Consider the following 13,632-nt stretch of genomic DNA (forward strand, 5'->3'; position numbering starts at 1 on the left):
CGCTGTTGAGTTCTCAAGGAACGGACACTTCCTTCGAGCCGCCTTCCAGCGGGCCCTCCGGGCGCTTCGTTCTTTCGTGTTTCCAGCTTACCAGACGTTTTCCGCTCCGTTTTCCGGAGTTTCATTCATCCGATTCCCGCTGGGGGGATTTCCTGCAACTTCGCCCCGAAGCCTATCAAAGCCTTCGTACTGCTCAGTTCGCGGGATTTTGCTTCGTCGGAGGGCGCGCATTTCGTGAAACGCGCTCGCCTCGATTCGGCGGTGTCGTAGACACTAACGCCCGGGCCCGACCGTTGTCCAGTCAGTCCCAACCGTTCAAACCTACTAGCCCTCCGGCACCACGTCAATGGCCCGGTCGGGATGCGAGAAGAGTAGCAGGTCAGAGGGCTGGTGATCACATCCGCCTCAGGCGGCGACCGGCTGCAGGTCCGCCCGGTCGGCCGCGTCCAGGTCTCCGGTCTCGCCGTCCGCCGCGGCCTTCCTCCCCAGCACCAGGGCGTAGAGCAGGAAGGCGGTCTCCGCCACGACGCCGATCGAAATGCGCGCCCAGGTGGGCAGGCCCGACGGGGTCACGAAGGCTTCGAGGATGCCGGAGACCGCGAGCACCGTTGCCATGCCGATGGCCATGCCGATGATGGAACGGCCCTGTTCCGCGAGCGCCGTCGTCCGGGTGCGCGCGCCCGGGTCGATCACCGTCCAGCCGAGGCGCAGTCCGAGCCCGCCGGCGACGAAGACGGCGGTCAGCTCCAGCAGGCCGTGCGGGATGAGCAGCCCGAGGAACACGTCGAGCCGACCCGCCGAGGCCATCAGGCCGATGCCCGCGCCGAGGTTGAGGACGTTCGACCACATCACGAAGATCACGGGGATGCCCAGCGCGATCCCGAACAGCAGGCACTTGATGGCGATCCAGGCGTTGTTCGTCCAGACCTGGGCCGCGAACGAGCTCGCAGGGCGGTCCGAGTAGTACGCCTCGTACTCGCCACCGGGGCGGGTCATCTGGCGCAGCATCTCGGGCGAGGCGAGGCTGTTGCGGACCTCGGGGTGATCGGCGACCCACCAGGCGATCACCGTGGTGGCGACCAGTGAGACGACCGCGACCGTTAGCCACCACCGGCGCGACCGGTACAGGGCCGCCGGGAAGCTCACCGTGTAGTACCGCACCACGTCCCGCCAGCCGCTGCTGCGGGTGCCGGTGACGGCGGCCCGCCCGCGGGAGACCAGCGCGGTCAGCCGGCTCACCAGCGTCGGATCGGGCGCGGCGGCCTGGACCTTGGCCAGGTGGCCGGTGGTCCGCTGGTACAGGGTGACCAGTTCGTCCGCCTCTTCCCCGCTGAGCCGACGCTTGCGGGCGAGGGCGTCCAGCCGGTTCCACTCCCCCTGGTGGGTGGCGACGAAGACGTCCAGGTCCATGCGGCGGCTCCATGGTCGGCGCGGGGCGCGGGGCGCACGGGGCGGCCGCACACACGCGGGGCGGTCGGGCAGGTCGGGCGGGCGAAGACGTACGGACACGTGCGGGCCCAGCATGCCAGGACGGACCGACGCGGTGGCCTCCGGGATCTCACTTCCCGTCCGAGCGACGGGCGCCGTATGTTGGCGACTGCGGATCGGACGGCAGTGGGTGGGTCGCGGGGGCCGGTCCGGGACGTCCCGCACCACGGCGTCCATCCGCCTCGGCGACCTCAACGAGCGTGAACGGACGGGTGTCTTGAGCGACCTGGTGACCGGTGAGGCGGTCGTCCTCGACCTGCGTGCGGCGAAGCTTCCGAGCCGGGCGCTGGCCGTCGCGCTCGACCTGGCCGTGGAGTTCGCCGCCCTGCTGATCACCTCGCTGGTCCTCAGCGTCGCCCTCTCGGGCCTGGACGGCGCCGCACTGACCGCCATCATGCTCGGGCTGATGGTGTTCTTCCTGGTCGGCGTACCGGTGATGGTCGAGACGTTCAGCCACGGCCGGTCGCTCGGCAAGGCCGCGCTCGGTCTGCGGGTGGTCCGCGGCGACGGCGGTCCGGTGCGGTTCCGGCACGCGCTGGTGCGCGGCCTGACCGGCTTCTTCGAGCTGATCACGCTGACCGGCGCGCCCGCCGTGATCTGCTCGGTGGTGAACTCCGAGGGCAAGCGGCTGGGCGACGTCTTCGCCGGGACGCTGGTCGTCCGCGAGCGCGCCCCGGGCGGGGGGACGGCGGTCGCCCTGCCTCCGGTGCACCCGCGACTGCTGCAGTCGATGGGGCACGAGCTCCTCGCGATGGAGCTGTCGGCCGTCCCCGAGCCGCTGTGGCTCGCGATCCGCCAACTGCTTGGACGGATAGGCCAGTTGGACCCGGCCGTGGCGCACCGGATGTCCGCCGGGCTGGCCGCCGACCTCGCCGCCAGGACGGCTCACGAGGTGCCACCAGGAGTACACCCGGCCGCCTACCTCGGCGCCGTGCTCACCGAGCGCCAGCGTCGGGAGTGGATGCGCGCCCAGGGCTACCGGCCGACGGCAGCCCCGCAGGCCCCGCAGCCGCCGATGCCCCCCGCGGCCCCCGCGGCCCCCGCCGCGCCGGCGGCACCGCCGGTACCGGCCGCCGCTCCCCAGCCCGACGACATGGGCTTCGCCCCGCCCGCCTGACCCGCGGCCTACCCCCCGAACTCCACCGGCCAGGCGTTCGGCGGCGACTCCAGCTCCTCCAGCTCGATACCGTCCGCCGCCAGCACCACGTCCCCGGCGAGGTGCACGACCTGCTGCTCCCCCGTCTCCAGGTCCGCCACCTGGTACCGCTCCACGAGCAGCGGACCGGAGTCCGTGTCGTGCGTGTCGGTCCCCTCCAGCAGCCAGCCCTGGTCGAAGGTCCGCGGCGCCAGCACCGGCTCGGTGAACGCCACCAGCCGCACCCGGGCGCTCGCCCCCTCCCGGAGCCGCAGCAGGCGGGCGGTCGCGACCAGGAAGGCCGGCGAGCGCCCGGTGAACCCGTGGGCGCGGTCGTGTCCCTCCACCGCGTGCTCGCCGCCCGGGTCGGCAGCGTCCGTACGCACCCACGCCACCCCGTCCACGGCCCCGCCGCGGACCTGCCACCCGCCCGCCCGCAGCTCCATCCGCAGCGGCCGGGCACGCGAGTCCAGCGTGAGGTCGACGGTGCCGGTCACCCGGCCGTCCGGGGCGTAGGTCTTGGAGACGTACCGCCAGCCGGCCGGCCCCGGAGCGCAACTGAACCGCTCCTCGCCGAGCAGCACGTGGTCATGAGTGTCATGGAGCGAGTACCGGCCGTTGGGCATGGCCGAAGCCTACGTGGACGCCGGTGACCGATCGGCATGCAACCTTCCGGAGCAGTGCCCGCATCAGGGAGGCGGACGGCGCGGGAGAGACGCCGCCGACACGACGCGAAGGGGGGTGCAGATGGCGAAGCAGACACACGACGCGGAGTTCACGGAGTACGTGGCCTCCAGGAGTGGCTGGCTGCGGAAGGTCGCCTATCTGCTGTGCGGGGACTGGCACCGGGCCGACGACCTGGTGCAGGAGACCATCACGAAGCTGTACGTGAACTGGTCGCGGGCCGGGCGGGTGGAGAACCTCGACGGCTACGCCCGGCGGGTGCTCGTCAACGTCTTCCTGGGCGAGCAGCGCACCTCCTGGTGGCGCCGCACGGTCCGTCGGGAGACCGCGCCCGAGACCGTCGCCGACAGCATCGACCTGGACGCCTCGCTGGACCTCCGCCAGGCCCTGGCGGCACTGCCGCCGCGCCAGCGCGCCACGGTCGTCCTGCGCTACTACTGCGACCTGACCGTCGAACAGGCCGCAGAGGCCCTGCGCTGCTCCCCCGGCAACGTGAAGAGCCAGAGCTCACGCGGGTTGGAGGCCCTCAGGACCAGGCTCGTCGCCCGCCCCGCCGTCGCAGAGAGGACGCCATGACCATCAACGATCACGACGACCTGACCGACCGGCTGACGGCCCTCGCCGACGGTCCGGCTCCGCCCGTCGCGTTCGACGTCGCGACGTCCATCTCCCAAGGGCGGGCGCGCTTGCGCCGTCGACAGCGGTTCACGGTCGGCACGGTCGCCACCGTGACGGCGCTCACGATCGGCGCCACCCTGCTGCTGGAGCCGAGCGGCAGCGCAGCGCCCGCCTCCGTCACGCCCCCGGTCGTCGCGACGTCCCCGTCGGCCACCGCGGCACCGGCGGGCTCCGCCACCGCCGTCCTGACCGCCGAGGCGCGGTTCGGCTGGCTCCCCGACTGGCTGGACGGCGAACGCAGCGTCGGTTACGTGCGGAACGAGTACCGCACCGGCGCCAGCGCCAGTGAACCGGGCGTGTCGGGGCGACGCCTCGACCTCACCCTTCTCCCCGCCGGGCCCGAACCGGCGCTCGTCGACTCATCGCAGCAGAAGCAGGAGAAGGACCCCGCTCCTGCGGTCAACGGCGGGACGGCCTACTGGGTGGTCAACCCGACGCACCCGACCTTCGACAACGCCCAGCGGGTCCTCCGCTGGCAGACACCCTCCGGCCGGTGGGCGACGCTGGTGTCGAATCGTCCGCGCGGCAACGCGATCCCCGACGACGTGCTCCTGCGGGTCGCGGCCGGGGTCGAGATCGGCCGATGGGAGGTCCCTCTGCCGTTCTGGCTGTCCGGGCTGCCGTCCGGGCTCCGCCCGGACGGCGCCAGCCTGGTCCGCCCCGCGGACCCGCTGCCCTGGGCCGCCGGTGTCGGCTTCACCCTGGAGGGCAAGAGCGTCGATGTCACGGTGGCTCCCGTGGGCGAACTGCGGTATGGCAAACCCGTGTCGAAGTGCCGGACCGAGCAGGGCCTCCAGATCTGCGCCTCGACCTACGTCGACGGCGTGCCGGCGCTGGACAGGTTCGGGGGCCTGGAGGGCCTGACCAGGCTGGTTCACCCCACGGGGGCCGACCCGTCGACCTGGACGACCGACGTCATCCGCTGACAGGTGTCCGAACGCGCCGGTGGCCGGCACCCACGGGGGGTGCCGGCCACCGGCGTACGGCTGTCACCGCATCAGTAGCGGTACTGCTCCGCCTTGTACGGGCCCTCGACCGGGACGCCGATGTAGTCGGCCTGCTCCTGGGTCAGGGTCGTCAGCTTCACGCCCAGCGCGTCCAGGTGCAGCCGCGCGACCTTCTCGTCCAGGTGCTTCGGCAGCACGTACACGCCGATCGGGTACTGCTCGGTCTTCGTGAACAGCTCGATCTGCGCGATCGTCTGGTTCGCGAAGGAGTTGGACATCACGAACGACGGGTGACCGGTCGCGTTGCCCAGGTTCAGCAGACGCCCCTCGGACAGCACGATGATCGTCCGGCCGTCCTCCTTGCGCCACTCGTGGACCTGCGGCTTGACCTCGGTCTTCACCACGCCCGGCAGCTGGGCCAGACCGGCCATGTCGATCTCGTTGTCGAAGTGGCCGATGTTGCCCACGATCGCCTGGTGCTTCATCCGCGCCATGTGCGACGCCAGGATGATGTCCTTGTTGCCCGTGGTGGTGATGAAGATGTCGGCCGTCTCGACGACGTCCTCCAGCGTGGCGACCTGGTAGCCGTCCATCGCCGCCTGCAGCGCGCAGATCGGGTCGATCTCCGTGACGATGACGCGCGCGCCCTGGCCGCGCAGGGACTCCGCGCAGCCCTTGCCCACGTCGCCGTAACCGCACACGACCGCGACCTTGCCGCCGATCAGCACGTCCGTCGCCCGGTTGATGCCGTCGATCAGCGAGTGCCGGCAGCCGTACTTGTTGTCGAACTTCGACTTCGTCACCGAGTCGTTCACGTTGATCGCCGGGAACAGCAGCTTGCCGTCACGGTGCATCTCGTACAGACGGTGCACACCCGTCGTGGTCTCCTCCGTCACGCCCTTGATCGTGGCGGCGACCTCGGTCCACTTGTTCGGGGTGTCCTTCAGGGTGCGGTTCAGCAGCTCCAGGATGATCCGGAACTCGTCGTTGTCCGCGGTGGACGGGTCCGGAGCGGCACCGGCCTTCTCGAACTCGACGCCCTTGTGGATCAGGAGGGTGGCGTCACCGCCGTCGTCCAGGATCATGTTCGGGGTCTTGCCGTCCGGCCAGGTCAGCGCCTGCTCGGTGCACCACCAGTACTCCTCCAGCGTCTCGCCCTTCCAGGCGAAGACCGGGATGCCCTGCGGGTTCTCCGGGGTGCCCTCCGGGCCGACCGCGATGGCCGCGGCCGCGTGGTCCTGGGTGGAGAAGATGTTGCACGAGCACCAGCGGACCTCGGCGCCCAGCGCGGTCAGGGTCTCGATCAGGACGGCGGTCTGCACGGTCATGTGCAGCGAGCCGGTGATGCGGGCACCGGCCAGCGGCTGCGACGCCGCGTACTCGGCGCGGATCGACATGAGGCCGGGCATCTCGTGCTCGGCGAGCTGGATCTCCTTGCGGCCGAACGGCGCCAGGGAAAGGTCGGCGACCTTGAAGTCACCGGTGATGTCGGTCGACATGCGTCTGCTCCTCGCTGATGGGGTGGGGCAAGGCCAAGGTCCTGGGTGTGCGTCGCAATGCGGCGGTGCCGTACGGGGGTGCACGGCCACGCCGGGGCCGCCGGGCCCGCTGTACCGGACCGGCTCCCTGTGCGCAGCACAAACCGTCGGAGGACCTCTCTCCCTCGACCGGGGCACACCCTACGGGCGCGGACCGCCGATCGACCGCCATCAGCAGCGACGTTCTGGCTCTGGTGACGAATCTACACCGGTGGCCCCACCGACCGTTCCCGGTTACGGATTTTCGGGGCCCGGCCCGCCCGGCGTGGCCGCCGGGTCGGCGCCGGCCGCGGCCTTGGCCGCGCTGTACACGTCCGGCTCCAGGTAGATCGCGCGGGCGATCGGGACGGCCGCGCGCACCCGCTCCTCGGCGGCGTCGATGGCGGCCGCGACCCGGGCGGCGCTGTCCTCCGCGTTGACCGCGATCTTGGCGGCGACCAGCAGTTCCTCGGGACCGAGGTGGAGCGTGCGCATGTGGATCACGCCGGTGACCGCGTCCCCGTCGACCAGGGCCGCGCGGATGCGGGCCGCCGACCCCGGGTCGGCGGACTCGCCGAGCAGCAGCGACTTGGTCTCCAGGGCGAGCACCACGGCGATCAGTACCAGGAGGACGCCGATGCACAGGGTGCCGACGCCGTCCCAGACGCCGTCGCCGGTGACCACGGTGAGCGACACGCCGAGCATCGCGAGCACCAGGCCGATCAGCGCGCCGGTGTCCTCCAGCAGCACCACGGGCAGTTCCGGCGCCTTCGCGGTGCGGATGAACTGCACCCAGCCCTGGTCGCCCTTGGCCTTCGCCGACTCGCGCATCGCGGTGAGGAAGGACCAGCCCTCCATCGCGATCGCGAACACCAGCACGCCGACGGCCCAGCCCCAGGAGTCCAGTGCCTCCGGGTGGCGCACCTTGTGCCAGCCCTCGTAGATCGCGAAGAGGCCACCGACGCTGAACAGCACGATGGCCACCAGGAAGCCGTAGATGTAGCGCTCGCGGCCGTACCCGAACGGATGCTCCTCGTCGGCGTCCCGGCGCGCCCGCTTGCCGCCGATCAGCAGCAGCACCTGGTTGCCGGAGTCGGCCACCGAGTGGACGCCCTCGGCCAGCATCGACGACGACCCGGTGAAGCCGAAGGCGGTGAACTTGGCCGCCGCGATCGCCAGGTTCGCCGACAGCGCCGCGATCAGCGCTTTTGTCCCACCCTCTGTACTCATGGCATCACCGTAGCGTGCGGCGTCCTACGACTGCGCAGCGGCAAGTCCCAGGTAGACGGCCGCGAAGTCGGTCAGCGCGACGAGGTCGGCGAGCGCGTGCAGCGGCTCGGGCCGGGCGCTGGCGTACTCGGTGAGCCGGACGTCGTGGGCGGCGGCGAGGCGGTGCGCCCGGGAGACACCGAAGGCACGCGGGCTCGCGTCGTCCTCCGGCACCTCGGCCGGGCCCTCGTCCTCGTCGAGCGGGCCACCGGGCGTGCCCGGGACGTGCCGCAGCAGCAGGACCTGGAGGTGCAGCGGGTCCGGCTCGTCGACGCGGTCGCGGAAGAAGTCGTCCGGGTCGGCGCCCGCGCCCAGCTGGCCGGTGAACATGCCCCGGTGCGCGGTGAGCACCTGCGGCAGCAGTCCGGGCAGCGCCGGGCGGCCGGCCCGGTCGGCCAGCTGCGCGGCGAAGCGGGTGACGACGGCCCCGGCGACGGGGCCCTCGGCCCACAGCAGCGGAACGGTCCCGGCGAGCCGGGCGGCCAGGCCCTTGGCCGGGTTGGTGTAGGCGGCGGCGTCGGGGCGGCAGCGGACGGCCGTCGCGTCGAGGAGGTCTGCGGTGGCCGGGAGCGCGTCGTACGGCAGCTGGGTGACGCCGACCTTCTGGGCGAGCGCGAGCAGCGGGGTCAGGTGGGCCCACAGCGCACCCGGGTCCTCGGCGGGCAGGTCCGGCTCTGCGGCGCGCTCGGCCGGCGGCGCGTCCTCGGGCCGCGCGGACGGCACGTACGGGAGCGGCAGGGCCCGCACCTGGAGCGCCGCCGCGGCGAGCGGGCTGCCCTCGGGCGCGGTGACGACGATCGCGCAGCCGCGCGCGTAGGCCTGCTCGGCGAGGCCGATCAGGCCCTGCTCGTCGCCGTCGGCGGAGCTGATCACCAGCAGGTCGAGCGGTCCCGTCCAGCCGGGCAGCTGCCAGCCGAGCCCGGCGGTGAAGGCGGGCGGGGCACCGGCCCGGTCGGCGCGCGGGGCGGTGGCGTCGGCGGGCGGCAGCGTGGTGACGAGGCTGCCGGTGCCGGCCAGCGACGCGAGGATCTCGCCCGCGGTCAGGGCGCTGCCGTGCCCGGCGACGAGGACGGCGCGCGGGCGGCCGTCGGGCCGCAGCCGGTCGAGGCCGGCCGCGTCGGCGAGCCGCAGCGCGGTGCGCACCCGCGCGCCCGCGCCGGCCAGGGCGAGCAGGGCGTGGTCGCGGTCGGCGCGCTGGAGGGCGGCCGGGTCGTCGAGCAGGGTGTCGTCGAGCATGCGGCGGTCCTCCGGCTGCTGTCGGCTGCGGTCCTTGGGGGCGCTGGGCTGGCGGGGCGGGGCTTCGCCCTAAGGATCAGGCCGGGCGGCGGGCCTCGTCCACCAGGAGGACCGGAATGCCGTCGCGGACCGGGTACGCGAGGCCGCAGTCCGTGCCGGTGCAGACCAGCTCGGGCTGCTCCTCGGTGCCGGCCTCGGCGAGCGCGGCCCGGCACTGCGGGCAGACCAGGATCTCCAGCAGGAAGGATTCGAGCTTCAAGGGGCTCTCCAAGAGTCGGGAGGTGGCGCGGCGGTGCCCCGGCCGATAGGCAACCCTACCGGCCGGGGCACCGCCGTTCCGGCTCGGGCGCGTCAGGCGCGGACGATCGCGAGGACGCCGTCGCGCAGCTCGGCCATCTTCGCCGGGTCCTTGGCCTCGACGTTCAGGCGCAGCAGCGGCTCGGTGTTGGACGCGCGCAGGTTGAACCACCAGTCCGGGCCGGCCACGGTGAGTCCGTCCAGCTCGTCGACGGTGGTGCCCTCCAGGCCGGCGTAGGCGGCGCGGACGGCGGCCGAGCGGTCGGCCTGGTCGGCGACGGTGCTGTTGATCTCGCCGGAGGCGGCGTAGCGGTCGTACTCGGCGGTGAGCGCGGAGAGCGTGCCCGGCTGCCCGCCGAGGGCGGCGAGCACGTGCAGGGCGGCGAGCATGCCGGTGTCGGCGCGCCAGAAGTCGCGGAAGTAGTAGTGGGCGGAGTGCTCGCCGCCGAAGACGGCGTCGGTGACGGCCATCTCCTGCTTGATGAAGGAGTGGCCGACGCGGGTGCGCACCGGGGTGCCGCCGAGCTCGCGGACCACCTCGGGGACGGTCCAGGAGGTGATCAGGTTGTGGATGATGGTCGGCTCGGCCTCACCGGCGGCCTTGGCGCGGGCGATCTCGCGGGCGGCGACCAGGGCGGTGATCGCGGACGGGGAGACCGGCTCGCCGCGCTCGTCGACGACGAAGCAGCGGTCGGCATCGCCGTCGAAAGCGAGGCCGAGGTCGGCGCCGACCTCACGGACCTTCGCCTGCAGGTCGACCAGGTTCTTGGGGTCGAGCGGGTTGGCCTCGTGGTTGGGGAAGGTGCCGTCCAGCTCGAAGTACATCGGGACGAGCTCGATCGGCAGGCCGTCGAAGACGGTCGGCACGGTGTGGCCGCCCATGCCGTTGCCCGCGTCGACGACGACCTTCAGCGGGCGGATCGCGGTGAGGTCGACCAGGCCGAGCAGGTGGTCGGCGTAGCCGCGCAGGGTCTCCTGCTCGGAGAGCGCGCCGGGCTTGACGTCCTTGGCCGGGACGGTGACGGCGTCGTCCTCGCCGGTCCAGGACTCGACCAGCTCGCGGATCTCGGCGAGGCCGGTGTCCTGGCCGACCGGGGCGGCGCCGGCCCGGCACAGCTTGATGCCGTTGTACTGGGCCGGGTTGTGGCTCGCGGTGAACATCGCCCCGGGCAGGTCGAGCTTGCCGCTGGCGTAGTAGAGCTGGTCGGTCGAGCAGAGGCCGATCTGCACGACGTCGGCGCCGTAGGCCGCGGCGCCCTCGGCGAAGGCCCGGCTGAGCGACGGGGACGAGGGCCGCATGTCGTGGCCGACCACGATCGCCGTCGCGCCGGTGACCTGGACGAAGGCCGCACCGAAGGCCCGGGACAGGCTCTCGTCCCACTGGTCCGGGACGACGCCTCGGACGTCGTACGCCTTCACGAGCTGCTTGAGGTCGCGCACTGCGGCTCCACCCTGGTCTCTGTGCTGATCGTTCACGATACGTCGGGGTCACCGCCCGTTCGGTCGACGGGGCGCGGTGACGGTAGACGGGCAGCGTACCCGGGACGGGGGAACGCCCCCGTGCGGGGCGAGCCGTCAGTTGTCGGGCGAACGGAGGACCCGGAGGTGGCCGCGGCGGCCGCCCTCGGTGGACTCGCCCTCGGGGGCGCGGCCCTGACGGGGGGTCTGCGGGCGGGCGGCCTCGCGGACGGCGTTGGCGAGGGCCTCCAGGTCGTCGCTGCTGCGGCGCAGCGGCCCGGCCTCGGCGGCGAGCCGGACGACCTCCCAGCCGCGCGGGGCGGTGAGGCGCTCGGCGTGCTCGGCGCACAGGTCGTAGCAGTGCGGTTCGGCGTAGGTGGCGAGCGGGCCCAGGACGGCGGTTGAATCCGCGTAGACGTACGTCAGCGTCGCGACGGCCGGCCGGCCGCACGCGGTTCGCGAACAACGACGTACAGAGCTCACGAGGGTGGACGGTACAGCACTCCTCGCCGGGGAGCGAAGACCGCCTGCCCCCGTGGTGCGACGTGTCGCGCCGCGTGCCCCTCGGACTCCCCCTCCGCCGCGCCCGGGGGCGCTTCGGCGCGGAGCCGCTCCTTCGACTGCTCCGCTCGCTCCGCCCGCTGCGGCGTACGCCCCCGCCCCGGGCGTTTCCCTGCCGGAGTGGTCCACTTCCGACCGCCCAAGGACTACCCTCGGCAGTGATATGGACAGCTCTGCACCGCAGTCATCGACGGGACCCTCGCGCCGCCCCCGGCACCGCGACCGGCACGGCAGGGGGCTGCGCGGCCCGCTGGCACCGCCCCAGGTGCCGATCTCGCTCACCCGCTCCGAACTGTTCGACGACTACGTGCGCGAGTCGGTGGAGCGTCTGGAGCGGCGCTGGCCGCAGCTGATCGAGGTGGAGTTCGCCGTCCAGGAGGTGCCGCTGCACGAGGCGGACGGCACGGACTCCGAGGACGGCGTGCCGCTGGGGCGGGTGTCGCCCGGCAAGCAGGGGCGCAAGAGCCAGATCGTGGTGTACCGGCGGCCGGTGGAGATCCGGGCGAAGACCCGGGAGGACCGGGCGGCGCTGGTGCACGAGATCCTGATCGAGCAGGTCGCCGAGCTGCTCGGCCTGTCGCCGGACGCCATCGACCCGCGCTACGACGAGGAGTGACGCTCCGGGGGCCCGCCGCCGGGCCCCCGGAGCACGCGGTCAGCGCAGGACGACACCCGGGTCCTGGGAGGCCTGCGGGACCTTGACGGTGCTGCGGTCGTCGCGCAGCGCCTGGACGGTGAACATCGGCACGTCCTTGGCGGGGATCGCGAGCATCCGGGCGGCCACCACCGGGCCGCCGGAGGCGGTCTCCACCGTGAGCGCGAAGGAGCCGTTCAGCCCGCCGGGCTCGGGGGCCGGGACGGCGACGGTGGCACCGGCCGGCACCTGGACGTCCTTGGTCACCGGGGTGCCGCCGTTGGTGCCCGCCGAGGCGGTGACGTGGACCGTGGCGGCGTCGCCGGTGGACGTCAGGAACAGGGTGGACGCGCCGGCCCGGTTGTCGGCCACCGTGGCGCGGGCGCCGACCGGGGCGCTGCCGGTGAGCCAGGCCGCGTCGGACTTGCCGTTCGAGCCGGCCCGGTCGATCCGGACCCCGGCGACGACCGGGGTGGGGTGCTTGTCGTCACTGGGCGACAGCCGCAGCCCGGCCACCTCGTCGCGGGTGACCTTCCCGAGGTCGACGGCGGCGACCATGCCCGCCTTGACGTGGATGGACTCGTTGCCGGCCGGGGTGAACCAGCCGTTCTTGCCGGAGAGCTGGATCTTCAGGTCGGCGTCGTCCTCCGGCGGCGCCCAGACGACCAGACGGGCGGCCGAGGTGTCGGCGGGCAGGCCGGGCAGCACCAGGGTCGGGGCGGGCTCGACGGAGGACGGGATCCAGTCGGCGCCCTTGCTGCCGTCGGCCGCGTGCAGGAACGCGCCGAGCCGGCCGCTGCGGGCCACCACGTGCACGGCGAGGTCGGTGACCGGACCCTTGGTCAGGGTCGGCAGCAGGATCGACTGGGAGCTGCCGGGGGCGACGGTGATGCCGTTGGCGGCGTCGTTGTCGATCGGGCCCTTGTCGCCGTAGAGCTTGATGTCGACGACGGCGGCGGAGGACTCGGTGTTCACCAGGCTGACGTAGTCCGCCCGGTCGCCCGCGGTGCTGGCCCCGGCGAACCAGAAGCTGGTGCCGGCCGGGGTGCAGGTGACACCGGACAGGCCGAGGCCGCGCTGCTCGGTGACCGTGGTGGTCTGCGAGACGGTGAAGCCGGGGGCGAGGGCCCCGGTGGCGACGGCCCCGGTGCCGGGCGCGGTGTCGGCGTTGGCCGCGGGGGCCGAGACCGGGGTGCCGGGCTTGGCCAGCGTCAGCCGGGCGTCGGCGGGCGCACCGCCCTTGTCGGGGGCGGCCGAGCCGGTCGGCGCCGGGGTCGCGGGGGCGGACGGCGTGGCCGGGGCCGACGGGGCCGCGGTCGGCGGCGTCGCGGGCGCGGCGGCGTCGGAGAGCCAGCCCGCCCCGCCGGTGCCGGCGCCGGCGCCGGGCGGGGTGTAGGCGGTGAGCGTGGTCGAGCCGGTCAGGCCCTGGAGCGGCTGCGGGCAGACCGCCGCCGTCCGTTCGACCTGCGCGGTGGTCGCCGAGGCGCCGGTGTCGCCGGTCGCGGGGGCGGCCGGCGGACGGACCTCGGAGATGCCGAACACCACGGCGAGCACGGCCGCGGCCGCCAGCAGCGACTGCGTCGTGCGGCTGCCGCCCGAGCGTCCGGCGGGGCGGGCCGGGGCGCCGTCCGCGTCGGGGGCGGCGGCCGGCTCCGGCGGCGGGTAACCGCTCTCCTCGGCCTCGGCGGGCGCGGACTTCTTCCCGAAGGAGGGCTTCTTCATCGCGGG

The 13,632-nt window shown here is 73.3% G+C and carries 13 protein-coding genes; 4 read left to right on the plus strand and 9 right to left on the minus strand.

Features of this window, described 5'->3' with window-relative positions; all coding sequences use genetic code 11:
• Nucleotides 1-405 precede the first annotated feature (405 nt).
• Nucleotides 406-1,410 carry a stage II sporulation protein M gene (locus AB0C76_RS34065; RefSeq protein WP_359973096.1) on the minus strand — a complete coding sequence of 335 codons (1,005 nt, stop codon included), beginning with the start codon at nucleotides 1,408-1,410 and terminating at the stop codon, nucleotides 406-408.
• Between the two features lie 295 nt (nucleotides 1,411-1,705).
• Here AB0C76_RS34065 and AB0C76_RS34070 point away from each other — a divergent pair, with 295 nt between their 5' ends.
• The gene (locus tag AB0C76_RS34070; RefSeq protein ID WP_359973099.1) at nucleotides 1,706-2,605 is read left to right on the plus strand and encodes an RDD family protein; all 900 of its coding nucleotides are present in this window, start codon (nucleotides 1,706-1,708) and stop codon (nucleotides 2,603-2,605) included.
• 8 nt (nucleotides 2,606-2,613) lie between these two features.
• Here the strand turns inward: AB0C76_RS34070 and AB0C76_RS34075 are convergent, their stop codons facing one another.
• The gene (locus AB0C76_RS34075; protein ID WP_359973101.1) at nucleotides 2,614-3,249 is read right to left on the minus strand and encodes a hypothetical protein; all 636 of its coding nucleotides are present in this window, start codon (nucleotides 3,247-3,249) and stop codon (nucleotides 2,614-2,616) included.
• Nucleotides 3,250-3,370: 121 nt separating this feature from the next.
• Here AB0C76_RS34075 and AB0C76_RS34080 point away from each other — a divergent pair, with 121 nt between their 5' ends.
• A complete protein-coding gene (locus AB0C76_RS34080) occupies nucleotides 3,371-3,883 on the plus strand; it encodes a SigE family RNA polymerase sigma factor (protein ID WP_359973103.1) in 513 nt (170 codons plus the stop codon).
• On the plus strand, nucleotides 3,880-4,911 hold the full coding sequence (locus AB0C76_RS34085; RefSeq protein WP_359973105.1) for a hypothetical protein: 1,032 nt from the start codon (nucleotides 3,880-3,882) through the stop codon (nucleotides 4,909-4,911). The genes AB0C76_RS34080 and AB0C76_RS34085 overlap by 4 nt, the downstream gene beginning before the upstream one ends.
• Nucleotides 4,912-4,982: 71 nt before the next feature.
• Here the strand turns inward: AB0C76_RS34085 and ahcY are convergent, their stop codons facing one another.
• The 6 genes from ahcY to AB0C76_RS34115 all read right to left on the minus strand — a co-directional run bounded on the left by ahcY (nucleotide 4,983) and on the right by AB0C76_RS34115 (nucleotide 11,192).
• Nucleotides 4,983-6,431: an adenosylhomocysteinase gene (gene ahcY / locus AB0C76_RS34090; protein WP_359973108.1), complete on the minus strand. Its 1,449-nt coding sequence runs from the start codon at nucleotides 6,429-6,431 to the stop codon at nucleotides 4,983-4,985.
• 273 nt (nucleotides 6,432-6,704) lie between these two features.
• A complete protein-coding gene (locus AB0C76_RS34095; protein WP_359973110.1) occupies nucleotides 6,705-7,679 on the minus strand; it encodes a cation diffusion facilitator family transporter in 975 nt (324 codons plus the stop codon).
• 24 nt (nucleotides 7,680-7,703) lie between these two features.
• The gene (locus AB0C76_RS34100) at nucleotides 7,704-8,954 is read right to left on the minus strand and encodes an SIS domain-containing protein (RefSeq protein ID WP_359973113.1); all 1,251 of its coding nucleotides are present in this window, start codon (nucleotides 8,952-8,954) and stop codon (nucleotides 7,704-7,706) included.
• 76 nt (nucleotides 8,955-9,030) lie between these two features.
• Entirely contained in the window at nucleotides 9,031-9,213 is a 183-nt protein-coding gene (locus tag AB0C76_RS34105; protein WP_329928842.1) for a Trm112 family protein, read from the minus strand.
• Nucleotides 9,214-9,305: 92 nt separating this feature from the next.
• Nucleotides 9,306-10,691 carry a phosphomannomutase/phosphoglucomutase gene (locus AB0C76_RS34110; protein ID WP_359973115.1) on the minus strand — a complete coding sequence of 462 codons (1,386 nt, stop codon included), beginning with the start codon at nucleotides 10,689-10,691 and terminating at the stop codon, nucleotides 9,306-9,308.
• 135 nt (nucleotides 10,692-10,826) lie between these two features.
• Entirely contained in the window at nucleotides 10,827-11,192 is a 366-nt protein-coding gene (locus tag AB0C76_RS34115; protein WP_280686050.1) for a DUF3499 domain-containing protein, read from the minus strand.
• Between the two features lie 241 nt (nucleotides 11,193-11,433).
• Here AB0C76_RS34115 and AB0C76_RS34120 point away from each other — a divergent pair, with 241 nt between their 5' ends.
• Nucleotides 11,434-11,886 (plus strand): metallopeptidase family protein, encoded by a 453-nt coding sequence (locus tag AB0C76_RS34120; protein WP_359973118.1) that lies wholly within the window; start codon nucleotides 11,434-11,436, stop codon nucleotides 11,884-11,886.
• A 39-nt stretch (nucleotides 11,887-11,925) separates the two neighbouring features.
• Here AB0C76_RS34120 and AB0C76_RS34125 read toward each other — a convergent pair whose 3' ends face one another.
• Complete coding sequence (locus AB0C76_RS34125; protein WP_359973120.1) at nucleotides 11,926-13,626, minus strand: DUF5719 family protein; 1,701 nt, start codon at nucleotides 13,624-13,626, stop codon at nucleotides 11,926-11,928.
• Nucleotides 13,627-13,632: the final 6 nt, after the last annotated feature.

The sequence above is a fragment of the Kitasatospora sp. NPDC048722 genome, from assembly GCF_040650235.1.
In the GTDB taxonomy this organism is placed as follows: Bacteria; Actinomycetota; Actinomycetes; order Streptomycetales; family Streptomycetaceae; genus Kitasatospora.

What these genes read in the sequence shown, in the direction of transcription:
- AB0C76_RS34085 (WP_359973105.1), top strand. Translation starts at nt 3,880, where the DNA reads ATGACCATCAACGATCACGACGACCTGACCGACCGGCTGACGGCCCTC.
- AB0C76_RS34065 (WP_359973096.1), bottom strand. Translation starts at nt 1,410, where the DNA reads ATGGACCTGGACGTCTTCGTCGCCACCCACCAGGGGGAGTGGAACCGG.
- AB0C76_RS34075 (WP_359973101.1), bottom strand. Translation starts at nt 3,249, where the DNA reads ATGCCCAACGGCCGGTACTCGCTCCATGACACTCATGACCACGTGCTG.
- AB0C76_RS34095 (WP_359973110.1), bottom strand. Translation starts at nt 7,679, where the DNA reads ATGAGTACAGAGGGTGGGACAAAAGCGCTGATCGCGGCGCTGTCGGCG.
- ahcY (WP_359973108.1), bottom strand. Translation starts at nt 6,431, where the DNA reads ATGTCGACCGACATCACCGGTGACTTCAAGGTCGCCGACCTTTCCCTG.
- AB0C76_RS34100 (WP_359973113.1), bottom strand. Translation starts at nt 8,954, where the DNA reads ATGCTCGACGACACCCTGCTCGACGACCCGGCCGCCCTCCAGCGCGCC.
- AB0C76_RS34080 (WP_359973103.1), top strand. Translation starts at nt 3,371, where the DNA reads ATGGCGAAGCAGACACACGACGCGGAGTTCACGGAGTACGTGGCCTCC.
- AB0C76_RS34120 (WP_359973118.1), top strand. Translation starts at nt 11,434, where the DNA reads ATGGACAGCTCTGCACCGCAGTCATCGACGGGACCCTCGCGCCGCCCC.
- AB0C76_RS34125 (WP_359973120.1), bottom strand. Translation starts at nt 13,626, where the DNA reads ATGAAGAAGCCCTCCTTCGGGAAGAAGTCCGCGCCCGCCGAGGCCGAG.